Here is a 21,855-nt window from a genome sequence, read left to right on the forward strand (position 1 = left end):
ATTGCCGGCTAACATAAAGCAATGACATGCAATGTCAACTCGATGGATCCTGACATAAAATGCATGCCCTGAATCAACCGTTTTTACTACGGATTGCGCGAGCCTTTCACATGACAAAATGGACACTGGGGTATTCCTGTCCCATCGCCCTGACCATCAGCCTTGTTCCTGCCCTGAGTCCGCTCATGGTCCAGGCAGCGCCACTCAATGCGCCACCCGCCACCGGGATCCTCGACAGCCTCTGCTATGACTATGTGCCCAAGATAGAGAAACCCAGCGCAAACGAGGACGCCAACGCCCTGCCCGTCGAGGTAGATGCCGATCGCCTGGAAGCCAAGCAGGGCGAGACCGCCGTCTACGAGGGTGACGTCAAGGTGCGTCAGGGCGTGCGCAAGTTCGACTCCGACTATGCCCAGCTGGACCAGAAGAGCCGGGATGTCATCGCCATCGGCAACATCTATTACAACGACGGCCAGATCACGGTCACCAGCGACAAGACCCTCAAGTCCAACCTGGACACCAAGAACTCCGAACTGGAGGAGGGCAAATATCAGGTTCATGGCTCACCGGTACGCGGCTTCGCCGAGAAGGTGACCATGACCAACAACAACCAGAACATCACCCTGGAGGGCGCCCAGTACACCACCTGCCCGCCGGGTCAGGAAGCCTGGACCCTGAAGGCAGGCAGCATCGACATCGACCAGTCGGAGGTGTTCGGGGAAGCCTGGAATGCCAGCCTCTGGCTCTATGACTACCCGGTCTTCTATTTCCCCTACATCAACTTCCCCATCAAGGACGAGCGCAAGACCGGTCTGCTCTACCCCGGCTATACCCAGAGCTCCAAGAACGGCATGGACATCACCCAGCCGTTCTACTGGAACATAGCGCCGAACTACGATGCCACCATCACCTCCCGCTTCATGGACAGACGGGGCCTGATGGAACAGGTCGAGTTCCGCTACATGCCGGATCCGGCCCATACCGGCAGCCTCTACTTCGAGAACCTGGCGGACGACAAGCAGTACGACGAAACGGACAGCCTCAACGACTACCTGTCCGATGGGCACCGCTACCTGCTGAACGCCCGCCACACCTCCAGGTTCCTGGACAACGCCCTGCAGGTGTCGGTGGACTACACCAAGGTGCGGGATCAGGATTACAACTACTTCAACGACTTCTCCCCCAAAGTGGGGACCCAGGTTGACAACCAGCTGCAGCAGTCCCTGAAGGCCGGCTACTTCCAGCAGAACTGGAACCTCAACGCCGAGGTGCGGACCTACCAGATCCTGCTGGCCAGCGCCCAGCAGCCCCACGAGCTGATGCCGCGCATCAACCACAACTACTACCAGCAGGGCAACTGGTACGATCTGGCCTGGAACACAGAGCTCACCAACTTCGGTTACAACAACGACCAGGCCGTCGAGCAGAACAAGGGGGAGGCCTACACCGGCACCCGCTTCTACACGGCCCCGACCCTGACCATCCCCCTGGTGGACGAAGCCGGTTACTTCCTCGACAGCCAGTACAAGCTGATGTACACCCGTTACGATCAGACGGTGCCTGACAACATGAGCAGCACCTTCACAAACCGCTTTACCCCGCGAGAAGGGGGAGACGTCACCCTGGAAGAAGGCGTCATCACCCGGGTGCTGCCCTCGTTCCGCCTCAAGGGCGGCATGACCTTCGAGCGCGACCAGCAGTGGTTCGGGGAAGGGGCCAACCAGACCCTGGAGCCGGAGTTCCAGTACCTCTACGTGCCCTACAAGGATCAGGACAACATAGGCGTCTATGACTCCACCACCATGCGCCAGGACTACTACAGCCTGTTCAGCGATCGCCGCTACGCCGGTCTTGACCGGATCAGCGACTCCAACCGGCTCTCAGTGGGGGTCACCACCCGCATCTATGATCCGGCCGGGGATGAACGAATCCGGCTGGCCGTTGCCCAAGCCTTCGACTTCGTGGCCCCCAGGGTCAAGCTCTACAGCAGCGACGAGCTGAGCACCAATACCCGCTCGCCGCTGTCGTTCGAGGGGGACGCCAAGATCAACGAGCAGTGGTATGCCCATGCCGGGGCGCAATATGATGTGGAGCAGCGCCAGATAAGCTCCGCCAACAGCGCCCTGGAATATCGCCACGAGAAGCTGATCAGCCAGTTGAACCACCGCTTCGTGCGGGACGCCAACTACGACCTGGACCACAAGGGCCAGGTGACGGATCTCAACCAGATAGGCCTGCTGCTGACCACGCCGCTGAACAACCAGTGGCATCTCTACGGAGGCTACTATCAGGAGCTCGACCAGAACGTCAAAGTGGACCGCAAGGTGGGCCTGAAGTACGACTCCTGCTGCTGGAGCATCAACTTCAACCTGGAGTGGGTCAATACGCCAGACAACGTGAACATGGCCCCGACGTCCGAGCGCAGCCTCGGCATTCAATTTGAAATGAAAGGATTGGGTAGCGTGGGTACCGGCTCCAAGGGCACGTCCCTGGACACCGAAGCACTGCCTTACATTCGTCCGTTTAACCTGCGAGACCAGTAACGGGTCTGGCAAACGCCTTGAGAGATGGATATGAAGAAGACGTTGATTTCCCTGCTGACCGCAGGCCTGTTCGGTGTCATGAGCCAGGGCGCCCTCGCCGCTCCCGAGCTGGTGGACAAGGTACTGGCCGTGGTCAACAAGGACGTGGTGCTGGCCAGTCAGCAGGAGGCCCTGGTGCAGAAGGTGAAGGCCTCCGCCCAGGAGAGCGGCCAGTCCCTGCCCGATGACGTCACCCTGCGCAAGCAGGCGCTGGATCGCCTGATCCAGGAGAGCCTGCAACTGCAACTGGCGGAGCGCCAGGGGCTCAAGATCAGTGACACCCAGCTGGAGCAGGCCATCCAGAGCATCGCCGCCGACAACAAGATGACCCTGGAGCAGCTGCGTGCCCAGCTCGAACGGGAGGGGCTGACCTATGCCCAGTACCGGGAAGAGGTGCGCCGCGAGATCCTGATGAACGAGGTGCGCCGCAGCCAGGTGCGCCGCCGCATCAACATCTCCGAGCAGGAGGTGAAGCAGGTGGTCGAGGCGCTGGGCAAGCAGGGCCAGCAGCAGACCGAGTACCACATCGGCCACATCCAGGTTGCCCTGCCGGACAACCCGAGCGCCGAGCAGCTCAACGCCGCCAAGGCCAAGATCGAACGCATCCTGGCCGCCCTGAAAGAGGGGGCGGACTTCCGCAAGCTGGCCATCGCCGAGAGTAACGGTCCCAAGGCCCTGGAAGGGGGTGATTGGGGCTGGATGAGCCAGCAGGAGATGCCCACCCTCATGGCGGAGGCGGTACAGGGCGCCAAGAAGGGCGACATCGTCGGCCCGCTGCGCTCCGGCGCCGGTCTGCACATCGTCAAGATCTTCGACACCAAGGGTCAGCAGCAGGTGATGCAGACCGAGGTGAAGGCGCGCCACATCCTGATCAAGCCCTCCATCATCCTGAGCGAGGAGAAGGCCAAGGGCACCCTGGACGGCATACTGCACGACATCAAGAGCGGCAAGGCCAGCTTCGCCAGCATGGCGGAGAAGTACTCCGAGGATCCGGGCTCCGCGGTGCAGGGCGGCGAACTGGGCTGGTCCGATCCCAACGTCTATGTGCCGGAGTTCCGCGACATGGTCAATCGCCTGCAACCAGGCCAGATCAGCGAACCCTTCCGCACCACCCACGGCTGGCACATAGTGCAGCTCGAGGATCGTCGCAGCCAGGACGCCACCGGCAAGGCCCAGGAGCAGCGCGCCTACCAGCTCATCTTCAACCGCCGCTTCACCGAAGAGTCCCAGGCCTGGCTGGATGAACTGCGCGACGAAGCCTACATCCAGATAGAACCGAACTGATGAACTGCCATCGTCTTGCCATCACCCCGGGTGAACCGGCGGGCATAGGCCCGGATCTGGTGCTGCACATCGCCCAGCGGGCGTGGCCCCACCAGCTGGTGGTGATCGCCGACCCGGCCCTGCTGCGCGAGCGGGCGGGATTGCTGGGGCTCGCCATCGAGCTGGAACCCTACGATCCCTGCGCCCCTGCCCGCCCGCAGCGGGCGGGCACCCTGACGGTCTGTCCGGTTTCCCTCGGTGCCCCCGTAGTACCGGGCACCCTCGACGAGGGCAACGGCGCCTATGTGCTGGCCACCCTGCAGCGCGCCTGCGACGGCAACCTGAGCGGCGAGTTTGCTGCCGTGGTGACCGGGCCGGTGCACAAGGGGATCATCAACCAGGCAGGGGTGTCGTTCAGCGGCCACACCGAATTCTTCGCCCAGCAGTCCGACACCGCCGACGTGGTGATGCTGCTGGCCACCGAAGGGTTGCGGGTGGCGCTCGCGACCACCCATATCCCGCTGGCCTACGTGGCCATGGCCATCACAGAGGAGCGCCTCGGCAAGGTGATCCGCATCCTGGATGCGGATCTCAAGGGCAAGTTCGGCATCGAACACCCCCGGATCTACGTCTGCGGCCTCAATCCCCACGCCGGGGAGGGTGGCCATCTCGGCCGGGAGGAGATCGACGTGATCGAACCCGCCCTGGCCGGCCTGCGCCAGGAGGGGCTCGATCTGGTCGGTCCGCTGCCCGCCGATACCCTGTTCCAGGACAAATACCTCAAGGATGCGGATGCGGTACTCGCCATGTACCACGACCAGGGGTTGCCCGTGCTCAAATACAAGGGCTTTGGCAACTCGGTCAACATCACCCTCGGACTTCCCTTCATCCGTACCTCGGTGGATCACGGCACCGCGCTGGATCTGGCAGGCAAGGGCCTCGCCGATCCCGGTAGCCTGATCACCGCGATCAACCACGCCATCCAGATGGTAGAGAAAAAAAGATATGAGCAGTAAGGTGCACATGGGCCACACGGCCCGTAAGCGTTTCGGTCAGAACTTCTTGCACGACCGTTACGTGATCGACCAGATAGTGGCCGCCATCAACCCGCAGCCGGGCCAGAACCTGGTGGAGATCGGGCCGGGTCTGGCGGCGCTGACCGAGCCGGTCGCCGCCCAGATGGACAAGATGACGGTGGTCGAGCTGGACCGGGATCTGGCGGCGCGCCTGCGCGAGCATCCCACTCTTAAAGACAAATTAACCGTGATCGAGGCCGACGCCATGCGCTTCGACTTCGCGACCCTGATGGGAGAAGGCAAGGGGCCGCTTCGCATCTTCGGCAACCTGCCCTACAACATCTCCACCCCGCTCATCTTCCACCTGTGCGAGTTCGCCGATCGGGTCGAAGACATGCACTTCATGCTGCAAAAGGAAGTGGTGCTGCGTCTGGCCGCAGGTCCCGGCAGCAAGGCCTATGGCCGTCTGAGCGTGATGACCCAGTACTACTGCCAGGTGATCCCTGTGCTGGAAGTCGGCCCGGGCGCCTTCAAGCCGGCCCCCAAGGTGGACTCCGCCGTGGTGCGCCTGGTGCCGCACAAGAACCCGACCATCGTCGCCAAGGACATCCGCTGCCTGAACCGGGTCTGCACCGAGGGCTTCGGCCAGCGTCGCAAGACCATTCGCAACAGCTTCGCCAACTTCATCACCGACGCCCAGCTGACCGAGCTCGGGATCGATGGCAACCTGCGCCCGGAGAACCTCTCCCTCGAGCAGTTCGTCACGATCGCCAACTGGCTGGCCGATCAGCAGCAGGCCTGATCCCATGGCCACACCCCGGATAGTGGTTCGCCCGCACCCCAGCTATGTGGCGGGCACCCAGGATCCCTACCATTTTCTCTACCTCATCGAGATAGAGAATCTGGGGCCGGGGACCGTGCAGCTGCTGCATCGACGCTGGCTCATCACGGATGCCAATGGCAAGATGCAGGAAGTAGAGGGGCCCGGGGTCGTCGGTGAACAACCCCTGATCGCCCCCGGCGAGACCTTCACCTACCAGAGTGGCGTCCCCCTCGCCACTCCGCTCGGCGTGATGGAAGGCAGCTATATCCTGCAGGATGAATCGGGGCAACGATTCGAGGCCCCCATAGCCCCCTTCACGCTGGCCGTTCCCAACATTATCAACTGAGGTTTCATGGCGAACTGTTTCGTCGGTGATATCCAGGGCTGCTACGACGATTTGCGCCGTCTGCTGGATCTTGCCGAGTTCGACTTCGATAACGACACACTCTGGCTGTGCGGCGATCTCGTCGCCCGCGGGCCGGACTCTCTCAACACCCTGCGTTTCGTCAAATCACTGGGACAGCAGGCCGTGACCGTGCTCGGCAACCATGACCTGCACCTGCTGGCGGTCGCCCACGGGGTCGCCCCGCTCAAGAAGAAGGACAAGCTGCAGGAGCTGATGGAGGCGCCGGATCGGGAAGAGCTGCTGGAATGGCTGCGCCACCGCCCGCTGCTGGCGGAGCACCCGGATCTGCCCATCATGATGATCCACGCCGGCCTCTCCCCCGCCTGGGATGCCCACACCGCCCGCAGCTGTGCCCGGGAAGTGGAAACCCTGCTGCGCGGGGATCAGTACAGCTGGCTGCTGCACAACATGTATGGCGATCTGCCGGACAGCTGGAACGACAGTCTGGTGGGGATAGAGCGTTACCGTTACATCATCAACAGCTTCACCCGCATGCGGTTCTGCTACTTCGATGGCCGGCTCGACTTCAAGTGCAAGAAGGGTCCCAAGGAGTCCACACCAGGCCTGCGCCCCTGGTTCGAGCAGCGCGAGCACCACGACGACGACCCCATACTGGTGTTCGGCCACTGGGCGGCGCTGATGGGCAAGACCGGCAAGGACGACATCAAGGGGCTGGACACCGGCTGCGTCTGGGGCAACAGCCTCACGATGTGGCGCTACGAGGATGACGCCCTGATAGCGACCCCCTGCCCGGCCTACGCCAAGTGAACATGACGACCTAGCAGCGACCCCCTGCCCCGCCTATGCCAAGTGAGGCAAGGAACAGGGATGGGAAATAAAACGGGCCCGGCATTGCCGGGCCCGCTCTTTATGGGATAGAGAAACACCTCACAGCCTGCGCCCCAGCCGTTTCTCCACCTGACGTCGCTCCCATTCAGGCCCGAGCAGCCTGAACGGCTGGAACAGGTTGATGGCGTGGGACATCAGCCCCAGGCCCCAGCCCAGCATGGGCCACCAGGCCCAGATATGGTCCGGGTTGCTCAGGTAGTTGATGACGAACAGGCCCGTCATCACCAGCACATAGCTGATGAGGTGGCCATAGAAGCCCTTGAGTCCCTCGACAAACTTCATCGCCTCCCGCTCATCCCTGGCCAGGTTCAGCCCACCCTCTGTCTCATTCCCTTTCATCTCGCTCTCCTGCAGTTGAGTCACATCGAGCTCAAAGACGGAGGCCAGGGCCTTGAGGGATTCCAGTCCGGGTTGCTGCCCCTGCTCGATCCGCTGAATGGTGCGAACGCTCAGGCCGGTAAAGGCGGCCAACTGCTCCTGTGACCAGCCCCGCTGCAATCTCAATTTCCTGACTATCATCATCGGCTCCTCGTGATATTGGACAGGGCCAGCATAGGGTCGAGTGGCAACAGGCGACACGACAGAGGCCTGACAGCAATCTGACTATCGTTTTAAACCAATGGCTTATATATCATCCCGCCGTTTGGTTCAGAGGCTCTGCATCAGCTCGGCGCCGAGCTCGAACGAGCGCAGCCTCGCCTGGTGATCGACGATGGGGCCGTTGAACATCAGCTCGTCGGCACCGGTCTCGGCCAGCAGGGCCTTGAGACCGTGGCGCACCCGATCCGGATCCCCCACCAGGGAGCGGGCCAGGGTCTGCTCCATGGCCATCAGCTCGCGGGCAGACCACTCCTCCCCCAGCGTCTGCACCGGCAGCGGCAGCTTGCCGGCATCGCCGCGATAGAGCCGCAGGAACTGCTGCTGCAGGGTGGTGAACAGGAAGCGCGCCTCCCGATCGCTGTCGGCGGCGATCAGGTTGACGCAGACCACGGCATAAGGCCTGGGCCAGCGCGCCGAGGGGCGGTACTGGGTGCGGTAGAGCTCCAGCGCCTGCAGCAGCAAGCCGGGCGCGAAGTGGGAGGCGAAGCCGAACGGCAGCCCCATGGCCGCCGCCAGCTGGGCGCTATAGAGGCTGGAGCCCAGCAGCCAGATCGGCACGTGCAGCCCCTGACCGGGCACCGCCTGCACGGCGCCAATCTCGTCCCCAAAGTAGCCCATCAACTCGCGCACATCCGCCGGGAAATCGTCCACCTCGCCGCTGCGCTGGCGGCGCAGCGCCTGCATGGTGCGCTGATCGGTGCCGGGGGCCCGCCCCAGCCCGAGATCGATCCGATCCGGATAGAGGGAACTTAGCGTGCCGAACTGCTCGGCGATGACCAGCGGCGAGTGGTTTGGCAGCATGATGCCGCCCGCCCCGAGCCGCAGGGTGTTGGTGCCGCCGGCCAGGTGGCCGATGAGCACGGCGGTGGCGGCGCTGGCGATCCCCGGCATGTTGTGATGCTCCGCCAGCCAGTAGCGGTGATAGCCCCAGCGCTCCGCATGGCGGGCCAGATCCAGCGAATGGCGGAACGACTCGGCCGGCAAGGCGCCTTCGGGCACGGGCACCAGATCCAGCACGGAATAGGGAACGACAGACATGGGACACTCCATTGATTCACAGGCCATTTGCCAGTGGAGCAATGTAGCACGAGATATCTGAATGAATCACGTGACCACAGGAGTGTGCCGGACTGGGGGTCCTCTCCCGTCCCAAGCTCAGGCTCAGGATGCACGCCGTCCTCACAGACAACCCGATCAGGCCCTATGCTTTTTGTCATCCTGCGAGCACACTCTCAGGAGATCATCACGGCGATCGCCGGGACAAGGACAGGTCCATGACAACAGCACGCCTCAGTCGAAAACCCTTTTACGTACACATTGCCACCCTCTTCATTCTGCTCTTCTCTCTGCTGGGAGGGGCCCTCATCGTGCTGCAGTTTCAGCAGGGCATGCGGCAGGGGCTGGAGCACGAACGACAGAGCTTCCAGCACTACCGGGAGCAGCTGGCGCTCGCCTTCAAGCTGAACCAGCGTCCGGCGCACATGTCACTGAGCCTCCTGCGCAGCGGCCAGCTGGCCGCCATGACCAGCCTGGAGGAGCGGCTCGCCTATCTGCCCCAACTGGCCGAAGTGCTGGCCAACAGCGCCAGCTATGGCGCCATCTATGCCGGTTACGAGAACGGCGACTTCTTCCTGGTGCGCAAGCTGACCGAGCGGGCAAAGGGGGCGCTGGACAACCCGCCGCCCGAGAGCCGCCTGCTGGTCCAGAGCCTGAGCCAGGGCCGGGGGGAGTTTCTCTATTTTGACCAGCGGCAGCGGCTGCTGGAGCGGCGTCCCATGCCGGACTACCGTTTCGATCCCCGCGACCGTGGCTGGTACAAGCAGGCACGCTGGAGCACCGGCATCATAGTGACCCATCCCTATCTCTTCTTCACCACCCGGGAGCCGGGCATGACGCTGGCGGTGGAGAGCGACGATCGCCGGGCGGTGATCGGGCTGGACGCCGGCGTGGAGGGGCTCTCCTCCCTCATCGGTGAGCTGCCTCTTCCCAGCCACAGCCAGCTGGTGCTGTTCGACGAGACCGGCACCCTGCTGGCTACGGATCCCGAGCGGTTGCCCAGCTTTGACCAGCTGAGCCGCCTGCCCATGCTGTCGGCGCTCCAGCACCCGATCCTCACCAAGCTGCAACAGGAGATGGCCACCCAGCCCACCCTGCTGCACCAGCCCGCCGAGCTGACGCTGAACGATGGCAATGGCTCCGACTGGCTCGTCAACCTCTCGGCCCTCGGGGAGGGATCTCCCTTCTACCTCGCCCTGCTGGTGCCGGCGGAGGTGCTGACCGCGCCGGCCCGTCAGGATGCCCTGCGCAACCTAGCCTGGGCATGTGCCGGCTTGCTCCTGCTGCTGCCCGTCATCTGGCTGGCGGCGCGGCGCACGGCCACCCCCCTGCTGGCACTGACCCAGGAGGCCGAGCGGATCCAGCATTTCGACTTCGGCGAGAGCGAGGGCCCGGACTCGGCGATCCGGGAGATAGACGACCTGGCCCGCGCCATGTCCAGCATGCGCCTGACCCTGGGCAACTTCATGAACATGGGGCGGGCGCTGACGGCCGAACACCGCTTCGACTCCCTGCTCAACCGCATCCTGCACGAGACGGTGGCGGCGGCCCAGGCAGAAGGGGGGTGTCTCTACCTGGCGAAGGAGAAACAGATGCAGGCCGTGCAGGCCATCTGGCAGTCGCAGCCGCTGGCCTGTGAACGGGTGCACTGGCAGACGGCGCTGCTCGGCGGACTCTACCACACGGATCGCCTCAGCCTGCCCCTCGATGAGGAGCAGTGGTCCCGCTACCTCGCCGACTGGGGTCCCTTCCCCGGCCCACGCCAACTGCTGGCCGAGCCCCTGTGCAACCATCGCCAGGAGCTGATCGGCTGCCTGTTGCTGGTGCTGCCGGACTGTGCCCCCCGGGAGCTGGCATCGCGCATCAGCCTCATCGAGGCGCTGGCCGGCATGTCGGCCTCCGCCATCGAAAACCAGCGCCTGCTGGAGGAGCAGAAGCAGCTGCTGGAGGCCTTCATCGAACTGATCGCGGGGGCCATCGACGCCAAGAGCCCCTATACCGGCGGCCACTGTCAGCGCGTGCCCGAGCTGGCCCGGATGCTGACACAGGCCGCCTGCGATCAGCAGCAAGGCCCCTTCAAGGACTTTCGCCTCGACGACGAGGAGTGGGAGGCCATCCATATCGCGAGCTGGCTGCACGACTGCGGCAAGGTCACCACCCCGGAGTTCGTGGTGGACAAGGCCACCAAGCTGGAGACCATCTACGACAGGATCCACGAGATCCGCACCCGCTTCGAGGTGCTCAAGCGCGACGCCCATATCGACGCGCTGGCGGCCCGGCTGCCGGCCTCGGAGCGGCAGGCGGCCGAGGAGGAGGCCGGCCCGCGCTGGCACGCCCTGGACGAGGAGTTCGCCTTCGTCGCCGAATGCAATCTGGGAGGGGAGTGGATGGCGCCGGAGAAGCTGGAGCGACTCGCCACCATCGCCAACCGCACCTGGCTGCGCACCCTGGACGATCGCCTAGGCATCAGCCAGGAGGAGCTCAGGCGCCACCCCGGCCCCTCCCCCCTGCCCTGCCGCGAGACGCTGCTCGCCGACAAGCCGGTTCACCTGATCCCCCGCCCCGCCCAGGACAACCTCGCCCGCCACAACCCCTGGGGCTTCAAGGTGCGGGTGCCCGCCCACCTCTACAACAGGGGCGAGCACTATAACCTCGCCATCGGCCGAGGCACGCTCACCGAGGAGGAGCGCTACAAGATTAACGAGCACATCATCCAGACCATCCGCATGCTGGAGCGGCTCCCCTTCCCCCAGCACCTTCGCAAGGTGCCGGAGATAGCGGGAGGCCATCACGAGCGGATGGATGGCACCGGTTATCCGCGCCAGTTGCAGGGGGGGCAGATGAGCATCCCCGCCCGCATCATGGCCATTGCCGACATCTTCGAGGCGCTGACCGCGAGCGACCGCCCCTACAAGTCGGGCAAGACGGTCTCCCAGTCCCTGGCCATCATGCAGAAGATGGTGCAGGAGCATCACATAGACCCGGCCCTGTTTGCCCTCTTCATCGAGAGCGGCATCTGGCGGGACTATGCGAAGCGCTTCCTCGCCCCCCAGCAGCTGGACGAGGCGGCCTGTCAGGCCCTGCTGGCGGAGGCGCACTGAGCCGCTCCAGCCCGCATAAGCCCATAAAAAAACGGTCAACCCAGGTTGACCGTTTTTCGTGTGGGGCCGTCTCTTAGAACAGCAGGTGGGCGACGCCGGCGATCACCGGCAGGGTGATCAGGGTGCGCAGCAGGAAGATGACGAACAGCTCCCACAGCTTGACCGGGATCTTGCTGCCCAGCAGCAGGGCTCCCACTTCCGACATATAGATAAGCTGGGTGACCGACATGGCGGCGATCACGAAGCGGGTGATGTCGCTCTCTATGGTCGAGGCCAGCACAGCCGGGATGAACATGTCGGCGAAGCCCACCATGATGGTCTTGGACGCGGCTTCTGCCTCCGGCAGTTGCAGCAGTTCCAGCAAGGGAACAAACGGCGCCCCCAGCCAGTTGAAGATGGGGGTATGCTCCGCCAGCATCAGGGCACAGGTGCCGATCGCCATCACCACGGGCAGCACGCCGAACACCATGTCCAGGGCATTCTTCACCCCTTCCCGCGCCACGGCGCCCATGTCGGTCATGCTGTCGGCCTTGGCCAGGGCGCGCTGATAGCCATAGCTCAGCACGCTGTGCTGGTGGGGGATCGCCTCCTGCTTGCGGCACAGCGGGGTGCCGTCGCTGTAGACATCCTTCTTCCAGGAGAGCGGCGGCAGGCGCGGTACCACGATGGCCGCCACCACGCCGGCCAGGCAGACGGTGAGGTAGAAGGGCACGAACATGTGCTCCAGCTTCACCTGGGAGATCACCACCAGGCAGAAGGTGATGGAGACCGCGGAGAAGGTGGTGCCGATGACGGCGGCTTCCCGCTGGGTATAGAACTTGCCTTCATACTGCTTGCTGGTGAGCAGGATGCCGACACTGCCGTCCCCGAGCCAGGATGCGAAGCAGTCCACCGCGGAGCGCCCTGGCAGGCGGAACACAGGGCGCATGATGCGGGTCATCATGGTGCCGACGAACTCCAGCAGGCCGAAGTCCAGCAGCAGCGGCAGCAGCAGGCCGGCGAAGATGAACACCGAGAACAGCACGGGCAGCAGGTCGTGCAGCACCAGGCCACCGGTCGCCCCGGAGCGCAACGCCTCGGGACCGGCCTCGAAGAAGGTCAGCAAGACGAAGATGCCCCCCAGCACCCGCACGCAGGCCCAGAAGGGGGAGACGTTGAACAGGCTGTTGAGGAAGGGGCGCCTCACCAGGATCGCCGGCTTGAACAGCCAGGCGACCAGGGTCATCAGCATGGTGGTGGTGATGATGGCGCTGACCATTGCGACCAGGTGGTCGGCAAACACCGTCTGCACCAGCTTCGCCAGCACGGCCACGGGGATGGTGACATTGCCGTCATAGATGACCGGGGTCATGAACAGCAGGATCCCGATGAGCGACGGGATCAAAAACATCAGCACGTTGCGGCGAGTGCGGATCGCCGGTGCCTCCAGGGTCTTTTCCAACATGATAGACAACCTTAAATGTGACTTTTCCTTCAGCCAGGCCACCTGCATATCCATGCCCTCACCCGGCAAACGGGCGCAAGAATAACGCAAAAAACTGCACAAACAAGCTTTTAATACATTATTTCAAGCATAAATATTTTATCAGGAGAACCATCCATAAGAACAAACCAAAACAGTCATGCATATCAATTCATTTTTGATGGTTAGCATAATGTTTCATACAGGTTAAGTTCAGGTGCGCAGTATAATGGGTTGCGGCTGGCAGGCAATAAATGACATGAGAAATATATCTATAGAGTGATCCCGTCGATCCTCCCATAAAAAAACCGGAGCCTGTCAGGGCTCCGGTCTTGTCACGAGAGAGAGTCTCAGTCGCGGACGTAGATCACTTCGACGCCGTCGTCGTCCTCATCGTCCCAGTCATCGTCATCCAGGCTGTCATCAAAGGCCTTTGAAGCCGCCAGGGCGTCGGCTTCCGCCTTGGCCAGCTGGTTCTTGTGGTAGTCGTCCCACTTGAACTCCACCTTCTCGATGGCTTCCCTGGCATCCTCCGCCAGCTGACGGGGCATGGTGTCCAGCAGATCTAGGATGTCGTAGCACACCTTCTTGGTGCCTTCCTTGCTGATGGCGGTGATGGCGTAGACCGGGCCTTCGTGGTTCAGGGCGGCCTTGACGCGCTCCATCACCTCGCCCGCCTCTTCCTCCAGGATGAGATCCATCTTGTTGAACACCAGCCAGCGCGGCTTGCCCGCCAGCTCGGGGCTGTATTTTTCCAGCTCCCGGACGATGGTCACGGCGTTCTCGGCAGGATCGGAACCATCCACCGGGCAGATATCCACCAGGTGGATCAGGACGCGGCAACGCTCCAGGTGCTTGAGGAAGCGGATCCCCAGGCCTGCACCCTCGGCAGCCCCTTCGATGAGGCCGGGAATGTCTGCAATGACGAAGGAGCGGGAGTTCTCGCCACGTACCACACCCAGGTTCGGTACCAGGGTGGTGAAGGGGTAGTCTGCCACTTTCGGACGGGCCGCAGAAACGGCGCGAATGAAGGTGGACTTGCCTGCGTTGGGCAGACCCAGCATGCCGACATCCGCCAGCAGCAGCAGCTCCAGCCTCAGGGTACGCACTTCACCCGGGGTGCCGTTGCTCTTCTGGCGCGGCGCCCGGTTGACCGAGCTCTTGAAGCGGGTGTTGCCAAGGCCGTGGAAGCCGCCCTTGGCAACCAGCAGCTTCTGATCGTGACTGGTCAAATCCCCCAGCAGTTCGCCGGTGTCTTCATCGGTGGCACGGGTTCCCACCGGCACGCGCAGGATCTTGTCCTTGCCGCGACGACCGGTACAGTTGGCACTCTGACCGTTCTCGCCACGCTCGGCGGCGTGGAAGCGCTCGAAACGGTAGTCGATCAGGGTGTTCAGGTTTTCATCGGCCACCAGATACACGTCGCCACCATCACCGCCGTCACCGCCGTCCGGGCCGCCATTCGGGATGTACTTCTCTCGGCGAAAGCTCACACAACCGTTACCACCGTCACCGGCATCGACTCGAATCTGGACTTCATCAACAAACTTCATAGGTAACCGTCACCTTAATTCGAAAAACCGATACGCAATTATAGTGATACGGGCCCCTTCGGGCGAGGCGCATCTGGCCGATGAGGGCTGTCAGCGCCGGCTCATCCGCGTGCCGTTTTTTCGTCAAACTCATCAGAAAAACAAAAGCCCCGCCAGGTTGGCGGGGCTTCGGATCCTTGCGGTCCGTAATTACTCAGCAACGATGCTGACGTACTTACGATTCTGCGGACCTTTAACTTCGAACTGCACTTTACCGTTCGCGGTAGCGAACAGAGTGTGGTCCTTGCCCAGACCAACGTTCTCACCAGCGTGGAACTTGGTGCCGCGCTGACGAACAATGATGCTGCCAGCCAGAACTGTTTCGCCGCCGAAACGCTTCACGCCCAGGCGTTTAGCTTCAGAATCGCGACCGTTGCGGGATGAACCGCCAGCTTTTTTGTGTGCCATCTATCGGACTCCTCTAATTAAGCGCTGATGCCAGTGATTTTGACTTCAGTGAACCACTGACGGTGGCCCGCTTGCTTACGGTGGTGCTTACGACGACGGAACTTGACGATAGTCACTTTCTCGCCACGGCCGTGAGCCACAACTTCAGCCACAACCTTGCCACCTTCAACGAAAGGAGCACCTACTTTGAAAGTGTCGCCTGCAGCAACCATCAGCACTTCGTTGAAGTCGATGGTAGCGCCAGTCTCAACGTTCAGCTTTTCCAGACGAACGATTTGACCTTCGGCCACACGGTGTTGTTTTCCGCCGCTTTGGAATACCGCGTACATTTGATTAACTCCGTAAAGGCGTGTCTTTTGCTCAAGGCCAGACACGCACAAAAACCTATAACAATGGGCGGGCATTCTACGCAGAACGATTTGCCGAGGCAAGGCCAATTTAGCAAAAAGTTTATTTTGTGCGCATATCTGCCCCCGTGAATAAACGCCTAACTGTAACCCATTGTGAAATCGTGTAGAATCCCCGCCATTGCTAAAAACGCAGTAAATGCTGCCGTCACGTTACGAGACTTATGGACCAACAGACTATCCGTGCGCTCTGTGCCGCCGACATGACGGCGGTCAATGAACTGATCCTGGCGAGGCTCCAGTCCGATGTCAGCCTGATCAACCAGCTGGGTTTCTATATTGTCAGTGCAGGCGGAAAACGGATGCGCCCCATGCTGACCGTGATGGCCGCACGCGCACTGGGCTATGAGGGTGAAGATCACCTGAAACTGGCCGCCATCATCGAGTTCATTCACACCTCCACCCTGCTGCACGACGACGTGGTCGACGAATCCGACCTGCGCCGCGGCCGGGAAACCGCCAACGCCCTGTTTGGCAACGCTGCCAGCGTCTTGGTGGGTGACTACCTCTACAGCCGCTCCTTCCAGATGATGAGCGAACTCTCCAACCTGAAGGTGATGGAGATCCTCTCCGATGCCACCAACACCATCGCCGAAGGGGAAGTGTTGCAGCTGATGAACTGCAACGATCCGGATACCACGGAAGAGAGCTACATGACGGTCATCTACTGCAAGACCGCCAAGCTGTTTGAAGCCGCGACCCGACTCGCCGCCGTGCTGACCCATCAGCCCGAGCCCGTCGAGCAGGCCATGACCGACTACGGCAAGTACCTGGGTACCGCGTTCCAGATCATCGACGACGTGATGGACTACTGCTCCCAGAGCGAGGAGATGGGCAAGAACGTGGGTGACGATCTGGCCGAAGGCAAGCCGACCCTGCCGCTGTTGCGCGCCATGGAAGTGGGTACCCCGGAAGAGCGTCAACTGGTGCGCGATGCCATCGAGCACCGCAACGGTATGGATCACCTGGAGCGTATTCTGGGCATCCTGGATCGCACCGGAGCTCTCGAATACTCCCGCCAGCGAGCTCGGGAAGAGGCTGACAAGGCCATCGCCGCCCTCGCCATCCTGCCGGACTCCCGGCACAAGCAAGCGCTGGAGACCCTGGCCCACATGGCGGTGCAGCGCAGCGCCTGATGCCAGCCGGCGGACAATAAAAAAGAGGCTCTCTGGCCTCTTTTTTATTGTCCGAATTCCCCGTGCACTGTCGTATCAACACAGGTTCTAACGGGCCAACGCCCACAAGATGACACCACCTGCCACCACCAGACAGCCGCCGATGCGGCGCAGCTGTTCCGGCGGCAACTCCCCGAGCTGGCGCAGCATCTGCTGCCATGCCCTGGGAGCGAGCAAGGGCCCCAATCCTTCGAAGAGCAGCAGCAACCCCAGCCCCATCAACATGGATGTCAGCATCACCTCTCCTTATCCCTGATCCCCTGCCGGTCTGTGGCCGGCAAACAAAAGGGCCTGAATCATCAGGCCCTTGGGTCATATCAACACATGTTTACTGCTTGTTGCCGTGCGGCGACTTGAGGTAGCGGAAGAACTCGCTGTCCGGTTTCAGGACCATGAGGTCGTTGCCACCGGCGAAGCTCTTGCGATAGGCCTCCATGCTGCGCACGAAACTGAAGAACTCCGGGTCCTTCTTGTAGCTGTCGGCATAGATCCTGGCGGCTTCGGCATCCCCTTCACCACGCAGTTGACGGGCATTACTCTCGGCGTCGGCGATCATCACAGTCACCTTGCGGTCGATGTCGGCACGCAGGATCTCGGCCTGCTCGCGGCCCTGTGAACGGTGTTCACGGGCAACCGCAGTCCGCTCGGCACGCATCCGCTGATAGATGGAGCTGGAAACTTCCACCGGCAGGTTGATCTGCTTGATGCGCACATCCACCACCTTGATGCCGAGCTCGGAGGAGCGCGCCATCTTCATCAGGGCATCTTCCATCACGGTACTGCGCTCGCCGGAGACGATGTCCTTGATGGTGCGGTTACCGATCTCGGAACGCAGGCCGTTGTTGATCTTGCGCTTGAGCAGGTCTTCAGCCTGGATCTTGTTGCCACCACCGGTCGCCAGGTAGTACTTGGAGAAGTCCTCGATCTTCCACTTCACGTAGGAGTCGATGATGAGGTCCTTCTTCTCGGACGTAACGAAGCGATCCGCCTGGCCTTCCAGAGTCTGGATGCGGGCATCCATCTTGCGTACCTGGTCGATGAGCGGCACCTTGAAGTGCAGGCCCGGCTCGTACAGGCGCGGTTCACCGGAGTCGACCCGTTTCACCTTGCCAAACTGCACCACGATCCCCTTCTGTCCTTCATCGACGATGAAGATGGACGAGAAGCAGACCATGGCGGCCACAGCGATGACACCAATAGCTAGCTTTTTCATCTATCAGTTTCTCCCTGTGCTGAAACGATCACCGCCACGCAGCGGGGTCGGAGTGGAGTTGGCCCCTTCGTTGGACGGCTGGGCCGCCTCGACTGCCGGGGTGCCCGCAGGACGTGCCGGTTGCACGGCATTCGCCTTGCCAGAGAGCTTGTCGAGCGGCAGGTAGATCATGCTGTTGTTGCCAGCCGGCATGTCGACCACCACCTTGTTGGCCTGCTGATAGAGCTCTTCCATGGTTTCCAGGTAGATACGATCACGGGTCAGCTCGGGCGCGGCCTGATACTGGGGCAGCAGCTCGTTGAAGCGAGCGACTTCACCCTTGGCCTTCAACACGATCTGGGACTTGTAGGCTTCGGCCTCCTGCTCCAGACGTTTGACCTGGCCACGAGCCTTGGGCTCCACTTCACGGGCATAGGCTTCCGCTTCACGGATGAAACGCTGCTCATCTTCCTGGGCGGAGATGGCGTCATCAAACGCATCCTTCACCTCTTCCGGCGGACGCGCCGGCAGGAAGTTGACGTCCACGATCTGCAGACCCATCTGATAAGGCTCGATGATGCTGTCGATCACCTGCCAGGTTTCCTGACGCACCTTCTCACGACCCGTGGTCAGCACATCGTCCATCCGGGTGTGACCCACCACGTAGCGCAGGGCGCTGTCCGTGGCCTGGCTCAGGCTCTCGTCTGCATTGGTCACGCTGAACAGGTACTGCTCGGGATCGACCACGCGATACTGCACGTCCATCTCGACCCGCACCACGTTCTCATCCTGGGTCAGCATGAAACCGGACGCCGGCAGGGAACGGACAGACTCCACGTCCACCGGGATCACCCGGTCGATGAAGGTCGGTTTCCAGCGCAGGCCGGGATCCACGTTGTGGGAGTATTCGCCAAAGCGCAGCACCACGCCCCGCTCGGCTTCGCGAATGGTGTAGAAGCCGCTGACGACCCATACCACCACGGCCACCACCAGCGCGATGGAGAGGCCGAACTTGCCGACGTCACCACCACCGGATTTGCCACCACCGAGCAGACCGCCAAAACGACGGCTCACCTTGCGAAGCATCTCGTCCAGATCAGGGGGGCCCTGATTCTTGCCGTTGTTCCCCCAGGGGTCACGGTCTTTGCCATTGTTACCAGGCTCATTCCAAGCCATCAGCGTCTCCATTAATACATGCGGATGGATATCATCTCTATCGGGCCACAGAGGGGCGATGAAATCAGCAAACCAGTTATGTTCATCGACCCATCAATGCCTGATAAAGCGTTGTAAACTCTCACCTTCTTGTTTCATGAGGCGGTTCCAGTCAGCCAGTTGCAGGCGAACTTCCAGCACAAAGTCCCCCTCCTCGCTGAAACCTTCCTGCTCGATACCTTTCAGCCGATAGAGCGCACTGCGCAGTCTGGCGGCGGAAGGGGGCAGTTGCAGGGTGTGATGCACCATGGAGCCAGCCAGCAGTTCGGTCAGTGCCTGGAACAGGTATTCACTGCCCTCGCCAGTCTGGGCCGACAACCAGACTCGCACCGGTCGTCCAGCCTCATCCCGTTCAAGACCAGCCGGACGATCCCCCAGCTTGTCGATCTTGTTGCAGATCATCAGTTGGGGACGGTCATCCGCCTCGATCTCGGCCAGCACACGCTGGACCGACTCGATATTCTCCTGCATCTGTTCATCGGCGCAGTCCACCACGTGCAGCAGCAGGTCCGCTTCGCGAGTCTCCTGCAGGGTCGCCTTGAAGGCCGCGACCAGATCATGGGGCAAGTGCCGAATAAATCCAACTGTATCCGCCAGGATCACATCACCCACATCCTGGATCACCAATTTGCGCAGGGTGGGGTCCAGGGTTGCGAACAATTGGTCGGCAGCATACACGCTGGCATCTGTAAGTTGGTTGAACAAAGTGGATTTTCCGGCGTTGGTATACCCCACCAGAGAAACGGTCGGCACTTCGTTGCGGTTGCGGGCACGGCGCCCCTGCTCCCGCTGCTTGGCCACCTTGTCGAGGCGGCGCAAAATGGCCTTGATGCGCTCACGCAGCAGGCGTCGGTCGGTTTCAAGCTGGGTTTCACCCGGGCCGCGCAGACCGATCCCCCCCTTTTGTCGCTCAAGGTGGGTCCAGCCTCGCACCAGACGAGTGGAAAGATGGCGCAACTGGGCCAGTTCGACCTGCAACTTGCCTTCGTGAGTGCGGGCGCGCTGGGCGAAGATATCGAGGATAAGGCCTGTCCTGTCCACGACCCGGCACTGGAACAGACGCTCCAGGTTGCGCTCCTGGGCGGGGGTCAGGGCATGGTTGAAGATGACCACATCGGCGTCCAGCATCTGGACCTGGGACGCGATCTCTTCCGCCTTGCCGCTGCCGACAAAAAATTTGGCGCTGGGTGCGCTGCGACTGGTGGTGATCACCCCCAGTGCATTGACCCCGGCCGAGCTCACCAGCATCTTGAGCTCGTCCAGATCCTCCCGCTCGCCCTCATCGCTGAAGTTGACATGTACCAGAACGGCCTGTTCACCAGCTTCGTAACGGTCAAACAAGCGCTTGCTCCTTGACAGGTATCATGATGGATCTGAGTTGGCGAGTGGACTCGCCGCAGGATATCACGCCTCGGCTTCACCCTGCTCTTCACCGGCGGCGCCCGGGGCGTGCTGGTGATGGTTGACGGCACGGGCCGGCACCACGGTGGAAATGGCGTGCTTGTAGACCATCTGGCTCACGGTGTTCTTCAGCAGAATCACAAACTGGTCAAACGATTCGATCTGACCCTGCAGTTTGATGCCGTTCACCAAATAGATAGAAACAGGAATACGCTCACGGCGCAGCGCATTCAAAAACGGGTCTTGGAGAGATTGCCCCTTAGCCATCTTTCTTTTCCTTATAGTTTGTTGTTTTTAAACACCGGATATTCAATATAACAACCTGATTATACAGGAGTGTCAAGCCGGACCAGCTTGGGCGACGACCCTGGCCAGATTGCCAGACTCACCAGATTCCAACCAGGTCACATCAGGCCAACCGCGCAACCAGGTCATCTGACGCTTGGCCAACTGGCGGGTGGCAACAATGCCGCGATAACGCATCTCATCATACTCCACTTCCCCCGCCAGGTAGTCCCACATTTGGCGGTATCCCACGCAGCGAATGGAGGGAAGATCCGGGGTGAGATCCCCCCGCTCGTAAAGCGCCCTGACCTCCTGCTCGAAGCCGCTGCCCAGCATCTTGTCAAACCGCTGTTCGATGCGCTGGTGCAGCACGGCCCGATCCCTCGGCGCGATGGCAAACTGCAGCGCCCGGTAGGGCAGCCCCTCTCCCTGTACCTGGGTCAGCTCGGTGAGGGTCTTGCCGCTGATGCGGTAAACCTCGAGCGCCCGGCACAGGCGCTGGGGATCGTTGGGGTGGATGCGGGCACCGGCCACCGGGTCGATGCGCACCAGTTCGTCGTGCAGCGCCTGCCAGCCGAGGCGGGCAGCCTCTTCCTCGATGCCGGCCCGCACGGCAGGATCGGCGGAAGGCAGTGGAGAAAGCCCCTCCAGCAGCGCCTTGAAATAGAGCATGGTGCCGCCCACCAGCAGCGGAATGCGGCCACGGTCGGCGATCTCTTTCATCTCCCGCAGGGCATCCTTGCAAAAATCCGCCGCCGAATAGCTCATGGCGGGATCCAGGATGTCGATGAGCCGGTGCGGGGCCTGCGCCAGCTCGGCTGGCGTCGGCTTGGCGGTGCCTATGTCCATGCCGCGATAGATGAGCGCGGAGTCCACGCTGATGATGTCGCAGGGCAGGGCCTGGCACAGTTCAATGGCGAGATCCGTCTTGCCGGAGGCCGTCGGCCCCATCAGAAAAATTGCAGTCGGCAAGTCAGCCACGTTAAACACTCCCTTCGGCCGCCCCTTCACGGGCGAGCCGG

20 protein-coding genes are annotated in these 21,855 nt (G+C 61.9%); 8 read left to right on the forward strand and 12 right to left on the reverse strand.

Features of this window, described 5'->3' with window-relative positions; all coding sequences use genetic code 11:
- The first annotated feature begins 110 nt into the window (after nt 1–110).
- Genes lptD through AB5Y72_RS09345 form a run of 6 tightly spaced genes read left to right on the forward strand, consistent with a single transcriptional unit; the run spans nt 111 to nt 6,858 of the window.
- On the forward strand, nt 111–2,543 hold the full coding sequence (gene lptD, locus AB5Y72_RS09320; protein WP_042074236.1) for an LPS assembly protein LptD: 2,433 nt from the start codon (nt 111–113) through the stop codon (nt 2,541–2,543).
- Nucleotides 2,544–2,573: 30 nt separating this feature from the next.
- Nucleotides 2,574–3,866, forward strand: a complete 1,293-nt coding sequence (gene surA, locus AB5Y72_RS09325) for a peptidylprolyl isomerase SurA (RefSeq protein ID WP_042074237.1) — start codon at nt 2,574–2,576, stop codon at nt 3,864–3,866.
- On the forward strand, nt 3,866–4,861 hold the full coding sequence (pdxA, locus tag AB5Y72_RS09330) for a 4-hydroxythreonine-4-phosphate dehydrogenase PdxA (protein ID WP_202211651.1): 996 nt from the start codon (nt 3,866–3,868) through the stop codon (nt 4,859–4,861). Before surA ends, pdxA begins: the two co-directional genes overlap by 1 nt.
- Complete coding sequence (gene rsmA, locus AB5Y72_RS09335; RefSeq protein WP_042074239.1) at nt 4,851–5,663, forward strand: 16S rRNA (adenine(1518)-N(6)/adenine(1519)-N(6))-dimethyltransferase RsmA; 813 nt, start codon at nt 4,851–4,853, stop codon at nt 5,661–5,663. Before pdxA ends, rsmA begins: the two co-directional genes overlap by 11 nt.
- A gap of 4 nt (nt 5,664–5,667) precedes the next feature.
- Nucleotides 5,668–6,030 carry a Co2+/Mg2+ efflux protein ApaG gene (gene apaG, locus AB5Y72_RS09340; protein WP_042074240.1) on the forward strand — a complete coding sequence of 121 codons (363 nt, stop codon included), beginning with the start codon at nt 5,668–5,670 and terminating at the stop codon, nt 6,028–6,030.
- Between the two features lie 6 nt (nt 6,031–6,036).
- Nucleotides 6,037–6,858, forward strand: coding sequence for a symmetrical bis(5'-nucleosyl)-tetraphosphatase (locus tag AB5Y72_RS09345; RefSeq protein WP_202211652.1), 822 nt, complete (start codon nt 6,037–6,039; stop codon nt 6,856–6,858).
- A gap of 120 nt (nt 6,859–6,978) precedes the next feature.
- Here AB5Y72_RS09345 and AB5Y72_RS09350 read toward each other — a convergent pair whose 3' ends face one another.
- Together AB5Y72_RS09350 and AB5Y72_RS09355 are read right to left on the reverse strand one after the other, a co-directional pair.
- A complete protein-coding gene (locus tag AB5Y72_RS09350) occupies nt 6,979–7,458 on the reverse strand; it encodes a 2TM domain-containing protein (protein ID WP_202211940.1) in 480 nt (159 codons plus the stop codon).
- 129 nt (nt 7,459–7,587) lie between these two features.
- The gene (locus tag AB5Y72_RS09355; RefSeq protein ID WP_202211653.1) at nt 7,588–8,577 is read right to left on the reverse strand and encodes a luciferase-like monooxygenase; all 990 of its coding nucleotides are present in this window, start codon (nt 8,575–8,577) and stop codon (nt 7,588–7,590) included.
- Nucleotides 8,578–8,813: 236 nt separating this feature from the next.
- Between AB5Y72_RS09355 and AB5Y72_RS09360 the strand changes: the two genes are divergently transcribed.
- Nucleotides 8,814–11,696 (forward strand): HD domain-containing phosphohydrolase, encoded by a 2,883-nt coding sequence (locus AB5Y72_RS09360; RefSeq protein ID WP_368198909.1) that lies wholly within the window; start codon nt 8,814–8,816, stop codon nt 11,694–11,696.
- A gap of 73 nt (nt 11,697–11,769) precedes the next feature.
- On the opposite strand, the gene AB5Y72_RS09365 is transcribed toward AB5Y72_RS09360, so the two are convergent.
- The 4 genes from AB5Y72_RS09365 to rplU form a co-directional block, all read right to left on the reverse strand.
- Complete coding sequence (locus AB5Y72_RS09365) at nt 11,770–13,140, reverse strand: YjiH family protein (RefSeq protein ID WP_042078336.1); 1,371 nt, start codon at nt 13,138–13,140, stop codon at nt 11,770–11,772.
- A 368-nt stretch (nt 13,141–13,508) separates the two neighbouring features.
- The gene (gene cgtA / locus AB5Y72_RS09370; protein WP_325781872.1) at nt 13,509–14,711 is read right to left on the reverse strand and encodes an Obg family GTPase CgtA; all 1,203 of its coding nucleotides are present in this window, start codon (nt 14,709–14,711) and stop codon (nt 13,509–13,511) included.
- Between the two features lie 189 nt (nt 14,712–14,900).
- A complete protein-coding gene (rpmA, locus tag AB5Y72_RS09375) occupies nt 14,901–15,158 on the reverse strand; it encodes a 50S ribosomal protein L27 (RefSeq protein ID WP_010673199.1) in 258 nt (85 codons plus the stop codon).
- Nucleotides 15,159–15,175: 17 nt separating this feature from the next.
- Nucleotides 15,176–15,487 carry a 50S ribosomal protein L21 gene (gene rplU / locus AB5Y72_RS09380; protein WP_005304210.1) on the reverse strand — a complete coding sequence of 104 codons (312 nt, stop codon included), beginning with the start codon at nt 15,485–15,487 and terminating at the stop codon, nt 15,176–15,178.
- A gap of 242 nt (nt 15,488–15,729) precedes the next feature.
- On the opposite strand from rplU, the gene ispB reads away from it, so the two are divergent.
- Nucleotides 15,730–16,701 (forward strand): octaprenyl diphosphate synthase, encoded by a 972-nt coding sequence (ispB, locus tag AB5Y72_RS09385; protein ID WP_010673198.1) that lies wholly within the window; start codon nt 15,730–15,732, stop codon nt 16,699–16,701.
- 87 nt (nt 16,702–16,788) lie between these two features.
- Here ispB and AB5Y72_RS09390 read toward each other — a convergent pair whose 3' ends face one another.
- The 6 genes from AB5Y72_RS09390 to miaA all read right to left on the reverse strand — a co-directional run bounded on the left by AB5Y72_RS09390 (nt 16,789) and on the right by miaA (nt 21,805).
- The gene (locus AB5Y72_RS09390; protein WP_182957019.1) at nt 16,789–16,977 is read right to left on the reverse strand and encodes a DUF2065 family protein; all 189 of its coding nucleotides are present in this window, start codon (nt 16,975–16,977) and stop codon (nt 16,789–16,791) included.
- A 91-nt stretch (nt 16,978–17,068) separates the two neighbouring features.
- The gene (gene hflC, locus AB5Y72_RS09395) at nt 17,069–17,953 is read right to left on the reverse strand and encodes a protease modulator HflC (RefSeq protein WP_010673196.1); all 885 of its coding nucleotides are present in this window, start codon (nt 17,951–17,953) and stop codon (nt 17,069–17,071) included.
- Nucleotides 17,954–17,956: 3 nt separating this feature from the next.
- Nucleotides 17,957–19,108 (reverse strand): FtsH protease activity modulator HflK, encoded by a 1,152-nt coding sequence (gene hflK / locus AB5Y72_RS09400; protein ID WP_010673195.1) that lies wholly within the window; start codon nt 19,106–19,108, stop codon nt 17,957–17,959.
- 93 nt (nt 19,109–19,201) lie between these two features.
- Nucleotides 19,202–20,488 carry a ribosome rescue GTPase HflX gene (gene hflX / locus AB5Y72_RS09405; RefSeq protein ID WP_010673194.1) on the reverse strand — a complete coding sequence of 429 codons (1,287 nt, stop codon included), beginning with the start codon at nt 20,486–20,488 and terminating at the stop codon, nt 19,202–19,204.
- 63 nt (nt 20,489–20,551) lie between these two features.
- Nucleotides 20,552–20,815 (reverse strand): RNA chaperone Hfq, encoded by a 264-nt coding sequence (hfq, locus tag AB5Y72_RS09410; protein ID WP_011704864.1) that lies wholly within the window; start codon nt 20,813–20,815, stop codon nt 20,552–20,554.
- A 72-nt stretch (nt 20,816–20,887) separates the two neighbouring features.
- Nucleotides 20,888–21,805 carry a tRNA (adenosine(37)-N6)-dimethylallyltransferase MiaA gene (gene miaA / locus AB5Y72_RS09415; protein ID WP_080990034.1) on the reverse strand — a complete coding sequence of 306 codons (918 nt, stop codon included), beginning with the start codon at nt 21,803–21,805 and terminating at the stop codon, nt 20,888–20,890.
- Between the last annotated feature and the right edge of the window lie 50 nt (nt 21,806–21,855).

It is taken from the genome of Aeromonas sp. R7-4 (assembly GCF_040908055.1).
Taxonomy (GTDB): domain Bacteria; phylum Pseudomonadota; class Gammaproteobacteria; order Enterobacterales; family Aeromonadaceae; genus Aeromonas; species Aeromonas sanarellii.